Here is a 14,672-nt window from a genome sequence, read left to right on the forward strand (position 1 = left end):
AGGACCGGACCGGACGGGGGACGGCGGTGACCCTGCTGCTCCTGTTCCCGGTCGCCGGGCCCCTACTGGTGGCCGGTGGGCTGCTCGCCCTGCCGGGTCGGCTCCGGACCCACCGGGTCGCCGCACTGGTGACCACCGTCGCCGTGCTGGCGGCGGGCGTGGCGCTGCTGGTGACCACCACCGTCGCCGGGGACATCCCGGTGCTGCGGGTCGGCGGCTGGCCGCCGCCGGTGGCCATCAGCCTCGCCGCCGACGCGTTCGGCGCCCTGCTGGTCACCGTGTCGGCGGTGGTGGTGCTCTGCTGTCTGGTGTCGGCCGTCGGCTCCGGCGACGACCGCCGCCCGTACTTCCTGCCGCTGGTGCTGGTGCTCTCGGCCGGGGCGTACGGCGCGTTCCTCACCACCGACCTGTTCAACCTGTTCGTGCTGATCGAGGTCATGCTGGTGCCCTCGTACGTGCTGTTGAGCCTCACCGGAGGCATCGGGCGCGGCGGCGCGGGCCGGGTGTACGTGTCGACGAACCTGCTCGGCTCCACCCTGCTGCTGGGCGGGGTGGCGCTGGTCTACGGCATCACCGGAGCGGTCGGACTGGGGGACCTCGCCGGGGCGGCCCGCGACGAGCCGGCTGTGGCGGTGGCCGGCGGCCTGGTGCTGCTCGCCCTGGGCGTCAAGAGCGCGCTGGTCCCGGTGCACGACTGGCTGCCCCGCACCTATCCGGTGGCCTCGCCGGTGGTGGTGGCGATCTTCTCCGGCCTGCTGACCAAGGTGGGTCTCTACGCGGTCATCCGGATCTACGCGGTGGTGTACGGCGGCGACTCGGCGTACCACTGGCTGCTCGGCGCGGTGGCGCTGCTGTCGATGGTGGTCGGCGTGCTCGGCGCGGTCGGCGAGGGTTCGATGCGCCGGATCCTCGTCTTCCACATGGTCAGCCAGATCGGCTACGTGCTGCTCGGCGTGGCGCTGTTCACCGCCGCGAGCCTGGCCGCGGCGGTGTACTACCTGGCCCAGTACGTGCTGGTGAAGGCGGCGCTGCTGCTCTGCGCGGCGGCGGTACGCGTCGGCGGGGGCACCGACCGGCTGGACGGTACCGGTGGCCTCGCCGTGCAGCGCCCCGCGTTGGCCCTGGCCTTCGCCGGTGCGGCGCTGTCGCTGGCCGGCCTGCCGCCGTTCTCCGGCTTCCTGGCGAAGTTCCTGCTGCTGCGGGCCGCCGCCGAGGTCGACGCGTGGTGGGCGATGACGGTGGCGGTGCTGGTCAGCCTGGTCACCCTGCTCTCCATGCTGAAGATCTGGAGCGCGTTGTTCACCGGTGAGCCGGCCACCGACACGGTCACCGGCCGGATCGGGCGGTCGCTGGTCGTCCCGCCGCTGGCCTTGGCCGTGCTCTCGCTGGTCGCGGGGCTGGCCGCGCAGCCGCTGCTGGCGGTGGCGGACACGGCGGCGGACGGCCTGCGCGACCCGGCCGGCTACGTGCGGGCGGTGACCGGGCGATGAGCGCGACACCGGAGCTGGCCCGCCGGACGGTGGTACGCCTGGGCCGGATCCTGCGGTTCACCGGCTACTTCGCGGTCCGGCTGGTGCAGGCGAACCTGGCCGTGGCGTGGGAGATCCTCACCCCGGGGTCGCGACTGGAACCGGCGGTGGTGCGGGTGCCGCTGCGGGCCGGCACCGACGTCGAGGTCGCCGCGGTGGCCCTGGCGGTCAGCCTGACCCCGGGCACGCTGACCCTGGCGATCCGGCGGGAGCCAGCGACCCTCTGGGTGCACGGCGTGTACGCGGCCGACCCGGTCGCGTTCCGCCGCGAGGTCACCGAACTGGAGTGGCGGGTGCTCGCCGCGATCCGCCCGGCCACGCACCCGGTCGGCGGCGGCCGACCCGACGACGACGGCTCCTCCGACGACGGTGGTCCGTCCGAGAACGACCCGCCCGAGACGTGGAGATGGCGATGATCCTGCTGGACGTGGTGCTGGTGGTGCTGGCGTGCGCGATGGCGGTGGTGATCGGCCGGCTGGTGCGTGGCCCGACCGACGCCGACCGGGCCGCCGCGCTGGACCTGGGCTTCTTCGTCTTCCTGGCCGCCCTGGCGGTGCTCGCCGCCCGGCTGGACGCGCCGGACCTGCTGGACCTGGTGCTCACCGGGACGCTGGTGAGTTTCCTGGCCACGGTGGCGATGGCCCGACTGGTGCACCGGGGGCGGCGATGATCCGCACGGCCCTGGCCTTGGCGCTGCTGCTGCTCGGCACCGCGCTGATCTCGATCAGCGCGGTGGGCCTGGTCCGCCTGCCCGACGTCTACCACCGGATGAACGCGGTGGCGAAGGCGGCCAGCCTCGGACTCAGTTGCGTCCTGCTCGGCGTGCTGCTGCTGATCCCGAGCGTGCGTACCGCCGTGGTGGTGCTGGTGGCGGTCGGCCTGCAACTGTTCACCGCCCCGGTGGGTGGCTACGCGCTGGCCCGCGCGGCGTACCGGGCCGGTGCGCCGCTGGCCCCGATCACCCGCTACGACGAGCTCGACGGCCGGGTGGTCGACGGCCGCCCCGACACCGGCTGACGGGGTACTGGGCGGCAGTGCCCGAGGGGTCGCGGTACACTGCCGGTCATGGCCGGAGTCTTCCTGCTTCTTACCGAGCCGTGCTGATGCGCTGACGGCGCGACAGCACGGCGGCCCCTCCTGCGTGAGGGGCTTTTTCGTGCCCGCCGCCGGGCCCGGGGCGGGCCGCCGAGCACCAGACACGAGACCAGCCAGCACGGAGAAGACCCCGCCGGTCGACGCGAGGAGAAGGCCATGACCGAGGCAGCCGCCAACGACACCCCACCGTTCCGCTACACCGCGGCCATGGCCGACGAGATCGAGCGCCGCTGGCAGGACTTCTGGGAACGTGAGGGCAGCTTCCACGCGCCGAACCCGTCCGGTCCGCTGGCCGACCCGGCCCACCCGCGCTCCGGCGCGGAGAAGCTGTACGTGCTGGACATGTTCCCGTACCCGTCCGGCGCGGGGCTGCACGTCGGGCACCCGCTGGGCTACATCGGCACCGACTGCTTCGCCCGCTACCAGCGGATGGCCGGTCGCAACGTGCTGCACGCGATGGGCTTCGACGCGTTCGGCCTGCCCGCCGAGCAGTACGCGGTGCAGACCGGCACCCACCCCCGGACGACCACCGAGGCCAACATCGGGCGGTACCGGGAGCAGCTGCGGCGACTGGGTCTGGCCCACGACCAGCGGCGCTCGGTGGCCACCATCGACACCGACTTCTACCGCTGGACACAGTGGATCTTCCTGCAGATCTTCAACTCCTGGTACGACCGGGACGCCGGTCGGGCCCGCCCGATCAGCGAGCTGATCACCGAGTTCGACGCCGGCATCCGGACTACTCCGGACGGCCGCCCGTGGACCGAGCTGTCGCCCGCCGAGCGTCGTGGGACCGTCGACGACCACCGCCTGGCGTACGTGTCGCAGGCGCCGGTGAACTGGTGCCCCGGGCTGGGCACGGTGCTGGCCAACGAGGAGGTCACCGCCGACGGCCGCTCCGAGCGGGGCAACTTCCCGGTCTTCAAGCGCAACCTGAAGCAGTGGATGATGCGGATCACCGCGTACGGTGACCGGCTGCTGGACGACCTGGACACGCTGGACTGGCCCGAGCCGATCAAGCTGATGCAGCGCAACTGGATCGGCCGGTCCACCGGTGCGCACATCGACTTCCCGACCTCCACCGCGCCGATCCGGGTGTTCACGACCCGTCCGGACACCGTCTTCGGGGCGACCTACATGGTGCTGGCCCCCGAGCACGAACTGGTCGACGCGCTGGTGCCGGCGGCCTGGCCGGAGGGGACCCGGGACGCATGGACCGGCGGGCACGCCAGCCCCCGGGCCGCCGTCGAGGCGTACCGCAAGTCGGCCGCGGCCAAGACCGACGTCGAGCGGCAGGCCGACACCAAGGAGAAGACCGGCGTCTTCATCGGCGCGTACGCCACCAACCCGGTCACCGGCGGGCAGATCCCGATCTTCATTGCCGACTACGTGCTGGCCGGCTACGGCACCGGCGCGATCATGGCGGTACCCGCGCAGGACGAGCGGGACTGGGACTTCGCCGAGGTATTCGAGCTGCCGATCGTGCGTACCGTGCAGCCGCCGGAGGGCTTCGACGGCACGGCGTACACCGGGGAGGGGCCGGCGATCAACAGCGCCGCGCCTGAGCGCGGCCTGGACCTGGACGGGCTGGGGGTCGCCGACGCCAAGGCCCGGATCATCGCCTGGCTGGAGGCCGACGGCGCCGGTCAGGGCGCGGTGACCTACCGGCTGCGGGACTGGCTGTTCAGCCGGCAGCGGTACTGGGGCGAGCCGTTCCCGATCGTCTACGACGCCGACGGCGCCGCCATCGCGCTGCCCGAGGAGATGCTGCCGGTCGAACTGCCCGAGGTGGACGACTTCTCGCCGCGCACCTTCGACGCCGACGACGCCGACAGCGACCCGGAGACGCCGCTGTCGCGCCGCCGCGACTGGGTCGAGGTCGAGCTGGACCTGGGTGACGGGCCGAAGCGGTACACCCGGGAGACCAACGTGATGCCGCAGTGGGCCGGCTCCTGCTGGTACGAGCTGCGCTATGTGGACCCGACCAACGGCCACCGGTTCGTTGACGCGGACAACGAGCGGTACTGGATGGGTCCGCGTGGCGAGGGCGACTGCGGCGGCGTCGACCTGTACGTCGGCGGCGCCGAACACGCCGTGCTGCACCTGCTGTACGCCCGGTTCTGGCACAAGGTGCTGTTCGATCTGGGTCACGTGTCGTCGTTCGAGCCGTTCCGCAAGCTGTTCAACCAGGGCTACATCCAGGCGTACGCGTACACCGACGCCCGGGGCGCGTACGTGCCGGCCGAGGAGGTCGCCGAACGCGACGGCGGCTGGTTCCTGGGCGACGTCCAGGTCAACCGCGAGTACGGCAAGATGGGCAAGTCCCTGAAGAACATCGTCACCCCGGACGAGATGTGTGCCGCGTACGGCGCCGACACGTTCCGGGTCTACGAGATGTCGATGGGGCCGCTGGAGGTGTCCCGCCCGTGGGAGACCCGGGCGGTGGTCGGCTCGTACCGGTTCCTGCAGCGGGTGTGGCGGGCGATCGTCGACGAGCAGACCGGCGAGTCGCGGGTCACCGACGCACCGGCCGACGAACAGACCCGGCGGCTGCTGCACCGGGTGATCGACGGCGTCCGGGGCGACATGGAGGACATCCGGTTCAACACCGCGATCGCCAAGCTGATCGAGCTGACCAACGCGCTGACCAAGCTGGCGACGACCCCGCGCGAGGTCGCCGAACCGCTGGTGCTGATGGTGGCGCCGCTGGCCCCGCACATCGCCGAGGAACTGTGGCGGCGGCTGGGCCACCAGACCTCGCTGACGTACGCGGACTTCCCGGTCGCCGACCCGGCGCTGCTGGTCGCCGAGACCGTGACGTACCCGGTGCAGGTCAACGGCAAGGTTCGGGGCCGGGTCGAGGTGCCGGCCGACGCCGCCGAGGACGACGTCCGGTCCGCCGCGCTGGCTGCGGTGTCCGCCGCACTGGCCGGCAGGGAGCCGCGCAAGGTGATCGTGATCGCCGGCCGGATGGTGTCCGTCGTCGCCTGACGCTGTTGGTGTAAGGAAGGGTCCCCTGCTAACGCCTCGTGCACAGCAGGGGACCCTTCCTAACATTCGAGCGGTGTGCTCGGCGGATACCCGAGCCCACCAGCAAGGTATGCCGGCGCGTGTGCGGTGCGAGCCCGTGCTGCGGCGGGGACCCGTGGGGCCACGTTGGCGGGAAGAAGACGTGCCGCACGCTCCGGTGGTACGAAGGCGGCGTCGTCGAGTTCCTGAGCAGAAAGACGGATCTCACCGAGCCCGGCGAGGATGCCGCCGTCGAAGGTGAAGTGTACGAGCGCCCGGGGTCGCGGGCCGGTGGGAGGCGACCAGTCCACCACCAGGAGATTCCCCGGGGTGATGGGGATGCCCAACTCCTCGTGCAGCTCGCGTGCGCACGCCTGGTGTGGATACTCCTCCGCCTCCACGTAACCACCAGGGAATGCCCAGTGGTCGCGGTATGTGGGCTTGACGAGCAGGACGTCTCCCACCGGATCCGTGATGTAGGCAGCAGCGGCAGCATGGAAGGCTGGCAACTCGGCGTACCAGATAGCGGGTTCCGTCCAGGTCACCCCAGTGACGCTAGTCGACCTGTCACTACATGTTCGCTGGCTACCCGCGCTGTGCTCTCGGAAGGCCACGAAGCAGGTCAGCTACCTGAGGAACAGCCTGATAGGGATCGAGCGCGGCGGTGAGTTCCCGGATACGGTGCGCGACCCGGACGGACTGTACGGTTAAGGTCTGCGCCGCCAGCGTGCTGCCCCATGTGCAGGCGCCGTCTACGTCTCCGGCGTGCGCGTGCGTCATCGCGATCAGAGCGGTGTGGAGAGCCCTCGTCCGCGTGTTGTGCTGGTCGAGGGTGATCGCGGCGGGTGCGTGACGTAGCGCCTGCCGGTACAGGCGCAGATCGCTGAGGCATCTCATCGCCGTTCCGGCGAAGTGGGCCGGACTGAAGTATCCCACCCATCGCGGGCCCTCACCCGGGCTAGCTCGATCGATGGCGCGCTCGGCTCTGCCGAGCGCGGTCTGGCAGGCACGCTTGTCCCCCAATCGGCTGTACGCACTGGCCAACGCCGTGTAGAGCCGGGCGCTGATCGAAGCAGGTGCACGGCCAGCGCCGTCGATGGCTGCCTCAGCGAGTCGCGTGGCGTCCTGCGCATAACCCAGATAGACGGCCTGCGTGGCGAGATTTGCGAGGAGGTGCGCGCCGTACAGACGATCGTCGGCGGCCTTAGCGAGCCGTAGCGCAAGGGTGAAGTGTCTCTGGGCGATGCCGTGTTGGCCGGCGTCGTACGACATGAATGCGAGTTGGCCCGAGAGCGTCGCGGTCGCGCGCATGAGACCACGGCCGATGTCATCGGTGTAGGTACCGCGAAGCATGGGCTTGACCTGGCGTACCAGGATTTCACCTATCATCGTCCGCGTATGCGTGGAGCCGCCGCCGTGTCGGCGGTCCAAGTCGGCGAGAAGCTCGGTGAGCGTGTAGAGCGACTGAACGTCGGCACTCGTGACCGGCTGCCTACCGGTGTGGGCAACAGAGTCGTCGGCCCGGTCGTATCGCCAAGCCAACGCTGCTTGCAGCGCCATGCCGATGTGGAACCCCTCGCTGTTGCCACAGCTGATCTGCTTAGCGAGTCTTGCCCACACTTGTTCTGAGGTTTCGATCGCCTGCTCGACGAATCTCGGATAGGTGCCGCTCACCTGCTCAGGGGTGGTCACGAATCCGAGTTCCGACACAGTGACGGGACGCCCGAGCTTTCGGGAGAGTGTCTCGGCCATCGCGACTTGAACGTGCTCGACGGGTCGACGGCCGCGTAGCCACCAGTAGACGCTGGCGGCGTCGTACCGCCAGGCACCCTGCCCACGGCCTGCGTGGTTGAGTTGCCGGGCGAAAGCACCATGGGCGGTGCTGTAATCCGCAGCAGACAGCAGTGCCGCAAGGGCTGTGTTCGTAATCGGTCGCGCCATGGACGTGCCTCCGTACATGCCGTTCACCATCTGTTGCGATGGTATTGGCTCGCTGTGACGGTGGATGGTGTCGCGCAACCCCGCGCAACCCTTGCGCAACAGCGCAATTGCACGCATGACCTGCTATCTAGCCCCACCAGCCATGGGGCGGCTTCGCTGACTGCAGAGGTGGCGGCGGAGACTCTGATCCGCCCTGTCGGTGGAGGACCCAACATGCAGGAGCAAGGTGGCGAGCCGGCGGTGAGCCGGGGCGAGCAGGTCGAGGCGGCTGAGCGGGAGGCCGCGAAGCGGCGGATTCTGGCCCAGGCCGAGGCCGAGCGGATTCCGGTGGAGGAGACCACCCGAGCGGTGCCGGATCGGCGGTGGCGGCGTGACCGGCCGCAGTGAGCTGCCGATTGGGCGGCGGATGGCGCAGTGGCGGGTCCGGCGGCGGATGACGCAGCAGGCGCTCGCGGATCGGCTGGGCAAGTCGAAGAGTTGGGTGGACAAGGTGGAACGGGGTGCCCGTGCGCTGGACAAGTTCTCGGTGATTCAGCAGATCGCCGAAGCGCTTCGGGTCGATCCGGCGGTGCTGCTCGGCCAGCAGTCACCATCGACGTCCGGCGGGACGACGCCGGACGGCCTCGACGGGGTGCGGGCGGCGTTGGCCCGGTACGGGCTGTTCCAGGTGCCGGAGTGCCCCACGGCGACGGTTGATCTGGGTCGGCAGCTCGGGTATGCCTGGTTGACGTACCAGCATGCGCGGTATACCCAGGTGGTGCGGGCGCTGCCGGGCATGCTGGACGCCGCGCAGGCAGCGACGCCGGAGGTACGGGTGCAGATGTACCGGCTTGCCTCTTCGGTGCTGGTGAAACTGGGGGAGGCCGACCTGGCCTGGCTTGCCGCTGACCGGGCGGTGACGGCGGCCGGAGGTGATCGGACGTTGGCGGGTGCCGCCAGCATCTCGATCGGGTCGGCGTTGCGGGCAGCAGGTCGGGAACGGCTGGCGCTGGCGGCGACGATCGCCGCTGCCGACCGGCTTACGGCGGGCCGCTCGACAGCAGAACTGGCGGTGGGTGGGACGCTGTTGCTCCAAGCTGCTCTGGCCGCAGGCACATGCGGCGAGGTACGCCACGCCGGGGACCTGATGAACCGGGCGAGCGAGTGCGCCGACCTGTTCGACATCGGCGATGATCCGCATCGGACGTGTTTCGGACCGGTCGCGGTGGAGTTGGCGCGGGTGGTGGCGGCGGTCGAGGGCGGCGACGCGGCGGAGGCGATCGGTCGGCACGAGGTCGTGATTCGACGGGACGGTTGGCGGCGGCTGCCCGCCGAGTACCGGGGTGCGTATCTGCTGGACGCCGCGCGCGCCTACCTGTTGGCCGGTGACCTGGCTGGGGCAGGGCGGATGCTGGTGAACGCGGATGGTGTGGCACCGGCTGAGGTTCGGGTGCGGCCGTCGGGGCGTACCCTCCTCGCCGAGATCGCCCGTGGGCGGCCCGCACCGGCCGGCGTGGCGCGCCTGGCCACGCTGGTCGGCCTCACCCGATGACCCGGGGTGCGGCGACTCGTGGCAATGCCGTGCTCGATCCGGGATCGATCGTGACGGCACCGAGGCCACTCGATCCGGGATCGATCGTGATCATGGAGCGCAATGCGGCGAGGGCGGGGACGCGGCACGACCGCGCTTGCTGAGTTGTTAGCAGGGGCCCCCTGCTATGCACGAGGCGTTAGCAGGGGACCCCTCCTTACATCCGTGCCGCGCGGTGGCGGCGTTCGGCGTGCCACCAGCGGGTGAGCAGCACCGCGCTGGCGATGAAGCCGAGCGCGGCGGGGGTGGCGGCGAGCCAGTTGACCTCGCCGGGGTTGGTGACGGCGGCCCCGACCGCGGCGTAGCCGAACGCCGTCGGGGCGGAGGCGATCACGCTGCCGACGAGGAACGGCAGGATCCGCGCGCCGGTGGTGCCGTAGCCGTAGCTGACCAGGCCGAAGCCGGAGATCGGCAGCAGTCGTACGGTGATCACCCCGAGCACGCTCTGCCGGGTGAACCAGCGGTCCAGCCGGGCCAGCCGGCCCCGGACCCGTTCGGCGACGAACTCCCGCCCGAGCACCCGGCCCACGGTGAAGCCGATCGCCGCTGCCAGCAGGGCGGCACCCAGCGCGTACGCGGCCCCTTCCAGGGCACCGAAGACCGCGCCCGCGGCGAGCGTGATGAACGTGCGGGGGACCAGCGCCACCAGCAGCAGCGCGCCGCCGAGGACACCGGCGACCGGGGCGAGATCGCCCAGCCGGTCGCCGAACTGCGGCAGCGCCGTCGGGTCGGGGTGCGGCACCAGCACCAGGGCCACCCCGAACCCGGCGATCAGGAGCAGCAGCAGGCTGAACCGGACGACCGACGGATTGGTGGCGGCCGGGTACGCCGATCGCCAGTGGTGCAGCAGCCGCCGGACGGCGGGGATCATGCCCGGGCGGCGGCCACCGCGGCCTGGCGTTCGGCCCGCAGCCGGTCGGCCCAGGTGTCGTCGAGCGGCGGGAGTTGCTGCGCGCCGGTGGCCCAGCGCAGCAGCAGGTCGGCCAGGGCCGGGTTGCGGGCCAGCGCGGGACCGTGCGAATACGTGCCGAGCAGCTTGCCGCGCCACGCCCCCTCGGTGGCGCCGTCGTTGCCGACCCCGGCGGTGACCCGGGCCAGCGGGGACACCTCGGCACCGAGGCGGGTGCGTCCGCCGTGGTTCTCGAAGCCGGTCAGCGGGGGCAGGCCCAGCCGGGCGTCGATCTCCCCGGCCAGCTCGCCCACGGCCCGCGTCTCGCCCCGGTCGGAGGAGAGGTCGAGCAGTTCCAGGCCGCGGTACTGGGTGCCCTTGGCGAAGAAGGAGGTGCCGAGCAACTGGTATCCGGCGCAGACGCCGAACACCACCGAGCCCTGGGCGACCGCCCGGTGCAGGCCGCCGTCGGTGAGCAGCCGCTGGGCGCCGAGCGCCTGCGGACCGTCCTCGCCGCCGCCGATCAGGTAGATGTCAGCGGTGGTGGGCATCGGCTGGTCGGAGCGGACCTCCAGCACCTCGATCGGGAACCCGCGCTGCTGTGCCCGCCGGGCCAGGATCAGCATGTTGCCCCGGTCGCCGTAGGTGGACAGCAGGTCGGGATAGATCCAGACGATGCGCAGGGTCTCAGTTGACACGGTCCAACTCCGCTCGGATGTCCTGGAAGGCGGTGTAGTTCGCGATGACCTCCAGCCGTCCCGGCGGCACCGCCCGGACGGCGTCGTCGAACGTGCGTACGTGCTGGAACGGCACGCCGTTGACGTCCAACCGGACCGCCAGGTCGTACGCCCGGTCGCCGGTGATGAGCACCTGACGCCCGCGCAGCGGGGCGAAGTCCACGTCGAAGAGCCAGGAGGTGTCCAGCCCGTCGGGGTCGCGGGCGTTGATGGACAGCAGTGTCGGGGCGTGGTCGGCCATGTCGAACGCCTCCAGCCAACTGGCCGGGTTCTTCGCCAGCAGCAGCCGGACCAGGCGGCCGTCCCGCTCGACCTGGGCGTACCGTCCGGCGATCGAGGTGACGTCGCCGAGGCGGGGGACCGCGTCGAACGGGCGTACGCCGAACTCGGCGGCGACGGCCAGGGCGGTGGCCGCGTTGCCGACGTTGACCTTGCCGGGGAGCTGGAGCTTCACCTTGTACCAGGCGCCGGTGGGGTCGAGGACGCCTTCGTCGTCGACCGTCCACTGCGGCTGGGGCCGGCGCAGCGGGCAGCCCGTGCACCACCACTGCTCGCCGGAGCGCTGGATGGTCGAGCCGCACTCGGGGCAGACCCACGAGTCGTCGTGCCAGCGCTGCCCGGCGGAGAACCAGGTGACGTGCGGTGGCGTGATCCGCTGGTCGTGGGCGGCCGGCGGGGTGGCCGCCCAGACCACCATCGGGTCGTCGGCGTTGGCCACGATGCGGATGTCCGGGTGGCGGACCAGGGCCGCGCGCCAGAGCTGCGCCATCATGGCGACCTCCTTGGCCCGGTCGAGCTGGTCGCGGGAGAGGTTGAGCAGCGCCACCACGTGCGGATCGGTCGCCTCGATCACCTGCGCGAGGTAGTGCTCGTCGACCTCCAGCACGGCGTACGGGGTGCTGCCCGCCTTGGCCAGGGCGGAGGTGTGCCCGGTCGGCATGTTGGCGCCGAAGGAGTTGGTGGCAACCCGGCCGAGCACGCCGACGGCGGCGGCGGCCAGCCGGGTGGTGGTGGTCTTGCCGTTGGTGCCCGAGATCAGCGCGATGGCCCGCCCGGCGGAGAGGTGCGCCAGCAGGTCGGGGTCGATCTTGAGGCCGATCCAGCCACCGATCACCGAGCCGTCGCCACGGCCCGCAGCCCGCGACAGGGCCGCGGCGGTCCGTGACACGGAGCTGGCCACCTTCGCCCGCAGGGGCATCTTCGCGTCCGTCACGCGAGCGAGGTTACCGGACCAGACGGCCCGTCAGATCGCCGCCGACGGTGTTCCGTTCTGTCCACTTCGTCGGTGGACGGGGCGGCGGGTGTCCGGCCCGGCCCGAGTCGATCTATGTCGGATAGCGGACCGCCTCCGGCGCCCCGCCGCCCTCCACTCTGCCCCACCCCGGCTGACGTGCGGTTTTGTGGCTCGGAACGGCGCGCCACGCGGTCGATTCTGGTTGCGGGTGGAGGGAAGTGGAGTAGAGTGGGGCGCATTGGTGGGGCCGGGAGGGGCCCACCGGCCCGGGGGGTCAACGGTGCGCGAACGCCGTTAAAGGGCGAGGGGGTTGGGCCGATGTTTCTCGGCACCCACACTCCGCGCCTGGACGACAAAGGCCGGTTGATCCTTCCGGCGAAGTTCCGGGATGAGCTGGCGGGGGGTGTCGTGATCACCAAAGGGCAGGAGCGCTGCCTCTACGTCTTTCCGACGCCTGAGTTCCAGCACATCGCGGAGCAGTTGCGCGCGCAGCCGATGACGCACAAGGCGGCCCGGGCCTACAGCCGGGTCTTCTTTGCCAGCGCGCACGACGAAGTGCCCGACAAGCAGGGCCGGGTCACCATCCCGGCACACCTGCGCAGCTACGCGGGGCTTGACCGGGACCTGGTGGTCATCGGCGCGAGTACCCGGGTGGAGATCTGGGACAAGGTCGCCTGGGAGACCTACCTCGCCGAGAGCGAAGACGACTTCGCCGACATCGAGGAGGGGGTGTTGCCAGGCGGTCTGTAGGGCGTGGCGACGCCCGACGTACTGCGAGATCTCCAGCCGCTTTCGAGTTCCTGGCATCCCTTCCCCGATGCCAGGCGCACGATCCACACGCAGGGCCGTGGCCCGGCGGACGGATCGAGAGCGGATGGGGATCTGGCGGTACGACGGCACGGCGTCGTCCGACGAGCAGGACGCAGGAACGAGACCGGTTCAACCAGTGGGGGTCGACATGGGGGAGCTACGCGGCACGCACGTGCCGGTGCTGCTTGAGCGGTGTCTTGAGCTGCTCGCCCCCGCGCTGGGTCGAGGCGGGCGTACGGTCCACGTCGACGCGACGCTCGGCCTGGCCGGGCACGCCGAAGCGGTGTTGCAGGCGCATCCGGAGACGATCCTGGTGGGCCTGGACCGGGACACCGAGGCCCTCGCTCACGCCCGGGTACGGCTGGCCCGGTTCACCGATCGTGTCCATCTGGAACACGCGGTCTACGACGAGTTGCCCGAGGTGCTGGACCGGCTGGGCTACTCGTCCGTGGACGGTGTGCTGTTCGACCTCGGTGTCTCCTCGCTGCAACTCGACGCGCCCGACCGCGGGTTCGCGTACGCACAGGACGCGCCGCTGGACATGCGGATGGACCAGACCCGGGGGGTGACCGCCGAAGAGGTGGTCAACACCTACTCGCATCCGGATCTGGCCCGGGTGCTGCGGGTGTACGGCGAGGAGAAGTTCGCCGGCCGGATCGCCTCGGCGATCATCCGGGAACGGGAGCGGGCCCGGATCACCTCGTCGGCGCGACTGGCCGAGTTGGTGCGGGAGTCGATCCCGGCGCCGGCCCGGCGAACCGGGGGACACCCGGCAAAGAGAACGTTTCAGGCTTTACGGATCGAGGTAAACAGAGAACTGGCAGCGCTGGAGACGGCGCTGCCGGCCGCTCTGGACACGCTTTCCGTCGGCGGTCGCATGGTGGTCCTGTCCTACCACTCGTTGGAGGACAGGCTTACCAAGCAGGCGCTCGCCGACCGGGTCCGCAGTACGGGCCCGGTCGACCTCCCGGTCGAACTGCCCGGGTCGGAGCCGACGTTCCGGCTACTCAGCCGGGGCGCGGAGCTGCCCGGGGAGAGGGAGGTCGCCGCCAACCCGCGCGCCGCATCGGTGCGGCTGCGGGCGGCGGAACGGATCGACCCGCAGGCCCGGCACCAGGGGCGTACCGACCGCGAACGGTACCGGCGCCGGGTCAAGGCGATGCACCAACCGGGGACAGGGTCGACCGCGGAAGCCCGAAGGGGACCGCGGCGGACGCCGGGGGAAACGGACGAAGAGGGGGAGGGAATATGAATGTGAGCAAGCGCCGGGACGTCGCCGGCGTCGGGCAGCGCACACCGCGGTCGGGGGGCCGGATCGCGGCGGAGCGGACCCGAGCGGCCGGGAACGACACCCGGCGGCAGGATCGGGTGAGCCGGCTGGACGACACTCGCGCCCGGGGGGCGCGCGAGTTTCCCGTCCAGGGCAGCGCCGCACTGCGTCCGGTGGAGCGGGCCACGGCCGGCAAGCCGGAGCGGACCGAGTCGCCGCGGCTGCGGGTCGCCCCGCCGCCGCCGGTGCGGGTGCCCCGGGCGCCGTTCGCGGCGCTCGTGGTGGTGCTCGTCGTCGGCGGGGTACTCGGCATCCTGGCCGTCAACACGAAGATCAACGAGAACGCGTTCCGGCTCGACGAACTCCAGCAGGAGCAGGCCAAGCTCAATGTGGAGCAGCAGCAGCTGACCAAGCAGATCGCCGAGTCGGAGTCGCCGGGCAATCTGACCGCCCAGGCCCGCCGCCTGGGACTGGTCGAGTCGGGTGAGCTGGCGTACATCCGGCTGCCGGACGGCAAGATCATCGGTGTGCCGCAGCCGGCCGGCGGGCAGGTGTCGATCACCAGCCAGCAGAGCTCGGAGGGGTAGG

General features: G+C 71.3%; 15 protein-coding genes. 10 read left to right on the plus strand and 5 right to left on the minus strand.

Going from position 1 to position 14,672, the window contains the following annotated elements; all coding sequences use genetic code 11:
• The first annotated feature begins 26 nt into the window (after positions 1-26).
• From ID554_RS23930 to leuS, 5 genes are all read left to right on the plus strand, one after another.
• The gene (locus ID554_RS23930) at positions 27-1,490 is read left to right on the plus strand and encodes a proton-conducting transporter transmembrane domain-containing protein (RefSeq protein ID WP_117227049.1); all 1,464 of its coding nucleotides are present in this window, start codon (positions 27-29) and stop codon (positions 1,488-1,490) included.
• The gene (locus ID554_RS23935; protein WP_117227050.1) at positions 1,487-1,945 is read left to right on the plus strand and encodes a Na+/H+ antiporter subunit E; all 459 of its coding nucleotides are present in this window, start codon (positions 1,487-1,489) and stop codon (positions 1,943-1,945) included. The genes ID554_RS23930 and ID554_RS23935 overlap by 4 nt, the downstream gene beginning before the upstream one ends.
• Positions 1,942-2,199, plus strand: a complete 258-nt coding sequence (locus ID554_RS23940) for a monovalent cation/H+ antiporter complex subunit F (protein ID WP_117227208.1) — start codon at positions 1,942-1,944, stop codon at positions 2,197-2,199. Before ID554_RS23935 ends, ID554_RS23940 begins: the two co-directional genes overlap by 4 nt.
• Complete coding sequence (mnhG, locus tag ID554_RS23945; RefSeq protein WP_117227051.1) at positions 2,196-2,546, plus strand: monovalent cation/H(+) antiporter subunit G; 351 nt, start codon at positions 2,196-2,198, stop codon at positions 2,544-2,546. Before ID554_RS23940 ends, mnhG begins: the two co-directional genes overlap by 4 nt.
• 234 nt (positions 2,547-2,780) lie before the next feature.
• On the plus strand, positions 2,781-5,615 hold the full coding sequence (gene leuS / locus ID554_RS23950) for a leucine--tRNA ligase (RefSeq protein WP_117227052.1): 2,835 nt from the start codon (positions 2,781-2,783) through the stop codon (positions 5,613-5,615).
• Between the two features lie 59 nt (positions 5,616-5,674).
• Here leuS and ID554_RS23955 read toward each other — a convergent pair whose 3' ends face one another.
• Together ID554_RS23955 and ID554_RS23960 are read right to left on the minus strand one after the other, a co-directional pair.
• The gene (locus tag ID554_RS23955) at positions 5,675-6,178 is read right to left on the minus strand and encodes an NUDIX domain-containing protein (protein ID WP_117227053.1); all 504 of its coding nucleotides are present in this window, start codon (positions 6,176-6,178) and stop codon (positions 5,675-5,677) included.
• 40 nt (positions 6,179-6,218) lie between these two features.
• Positions 6,219-7,604, minus strand: a complete 1,386-nt coding sequence (locus tag ID554_RS23960; protein ID WP_147333406.1) for a hypothetical protein — start codon at positions 7,602-7,604, stop codon at positions 6,219-6,221.
• A 183-nt stretch (positions 7,605-7,787) separates the two neighbouring features.
• On the opposite strand from ID554_RS23960, the gene ID554_RS23965 reads away from it, so the two are divergent.
• Both ID554_RS23965 and ID554_RS23970 read left to right on the plus strand, forming a co-directional pair.
• The gene (locus ID554_RS23965) at positions 7,788-7,961 is read left to right on the plus strand and encodes a hypothetical protein (RefSeq protein ID WP_191088620.1); all 174 of its coding nucleotides are present in this window, start codon (positions 7,788-7,790) and stop codon (positions 7,959-7,961) included.
• Entirely contained in the window at positions 7,945-9,105 is a 1,161-nt protein-coding gene (locus ID554_RS23970; protein ID WP_117227055.1) for a helix-turn-helix domain-containing protein, read from the plus strand. The genes ID554_RS23965 and ID554_RS23970 overlap by 17 nt, the downstream gene beginning before the upstream one ends.
• Before the next feature lie 196 nt (positions 9,106-9,301).
• Here ID554_RS23970 and ID554_RS23975 read toward each other — a convergent pair whose 3' ends face one another.
• From ID554_RS23975 to ID554_RS23985, 3 genes are read right to left on the minus strand one after another with little or no spacing between them, the layout of a single operon-like run.
• Positions 9,302-10,015: a TVP38/TMEM64 family protein gene (locus ID554_RS23975; RefSeq protein ID WP_117227056.1), complete on the minus strand. Its 714-nt coding sequence runs from the start codon at positions 10,013-10,015 to the stop codon at positions 9,302-9,304.
• The gene (locus tag ID554_RS23980; RefSeq protein WP_117227057.1) at positions 10,012-10,731 is read right to left on the minus strand and encodes a type 1 glutamine amidotransferase; all 720 of its coding nucleotides are present in this window, start codon (positions 10,729-10,731) and stop codon (positions 10,012-10,014) included. Before ID554_RS23980 ends, ID554_RS23975 begins: the two co-directional genes overlap by 4 nt.
• Positions 10,721-11,968, minus strand: coding sequence for a MurT ligase domain-containing protein (locus ID554_RS23985; RefSeq protein WP_117227209.1), 1,248 nt, complete (start codon positions 11,966-11,968; stop codon positions 10,721-10,723). The genes ID554_RS23980 and ID554_RS23985 overlap by 11 nt, the downstream gene beginning before the upstream one ends.
• 354 nt (positions 11,969-12,322) lie before the next feature.
• On the opposite strand from ID554_RS23985, the gene mraZ reads away from it, so the two are divergent.
• From mraZ to ID554_RS24000, 3 genes are all read left to right on the plus strand, one after another.
• On the plus strand, positions 12,323-12,754 hold the full coding sequence (mraZ, locus tag ID554_RS23990) for a division/cell wall cluster transcriptional repressor MraZ (protein ID WP_117227058.1): 432 nt from the start codon (positions 12,323-12,325) through the stop codon (positions 12,752-12,754).
• A gap of 208 nt (positions 12,755-12,962) precedes the next feature.
• Positions 12,963-14,066, plus strand: coding sequence for a 16S rRNA (cytosine(1402)-N(4))-methyltransferase RsmH (gene rsmH, locus ID554_RS23995; RefSeq protein ID WP_117227059.1), 1,104 nt, complete (start codon positions 12,963-12,965; stop codon positions 14,064-14,066).
• Positions 14,063-14,671: a septum formation initiator family protein gene (locus ID554_RS24000; RefSeq protein WP_117227060.1), complete on the plus strand. Its 609-nt coding sequence runs from the start codon at positions 14,063-14,065 to the stop codon at positions 14,669-14,671. Before rsmH ends, ID554_RS24000 begins: the two co-directional genes overlap by 4 nt.
• Position 14,672: the final 1 nt, after the last annotated feature.

It is taken from the genome of Micromonospora craniellae (assembly GCF_014764405.1).
Classification (GTDB): Bacteria; Actinomycetota; Actinomycetes; order Mycobacteriales; family Micromonosporaceae; genus Micromonospora; species Micromonospora craniellae.

Coding starts and splice junctions, on each gene's coding strand:
- leuS (WP_117227052.1), top strand. CDS start 2,781: ATGACCGAGGCAGCCGCCAACGACACCCCACCGTTCCGCTACACCGCG.
- rsmH (WP_117227059.1), top strand. CDS start 12,963: ATGGGGGAGCTACGCGGCACGCACGTGCCGGTGCTGCTTGAGCGGTGT.
- mraZ (WP_117227058.1), top strand. CDS start 12,323: ATGTTTCTCGGCACCCACACTCCGCGCCTGGACGACAAAGGCCGGTTG.
- ID554_RS23940 (WP_117227208.1), top strand. CDS start 1,942: ATGATCCTGCTGGACGTGGTGCTGGTGGTGCTGGCGTGCGCGATGGCG.
- ID554_RS23935 (WP_117227050.1), top strand. CDS start 1,487: ATGAGCGCGACACCGGAGCTGGCCCGCCGGACGGTGGTACGCCTGGGC.
- ID554_RS23975 (WP_117227056.1), bottom strand. CDS start 10,015: ATGATCCCCGCCGTCCGGCGGCTGCTGCACCACTGGCGATCGGCGTAC.
- mnhG (WP_117227051.1), top strand. CDS start 2,196: ATGATCCGCACGGCCCTGGCCTTGGCGCTGCTGCTGCTCGGCACCGCG.
- ID554_RS23985 (WP_117227209.1), bottom strand. CDS start 11,968: ATGCCCCTGCGGGCGAAGGTGGCCAGCTCCGTGTCACGGACCGCCGCG.
- ID554_RS23960 (WP_147333406.1), bottom strand. CDS start 7,604: ATGGTGAACGGCATGTACGGAGGCACGTCCATGGCGCGACCGATTACG.
- ID554_RS23965 (WP_191088620.1), top strand. CDS start 7,788: ATGCAGGAGCAAGGTGGCGAGCCGGCGGTGAGCCGGGGCGAGCAGGTC.
- ID554_RS24000 (WP_117227060.1), top strand. CDS start 14,063: ATGAATGTGAGCAAGCGCCGGGACGTCGCCGGCGTCGGGCAGCGCACA.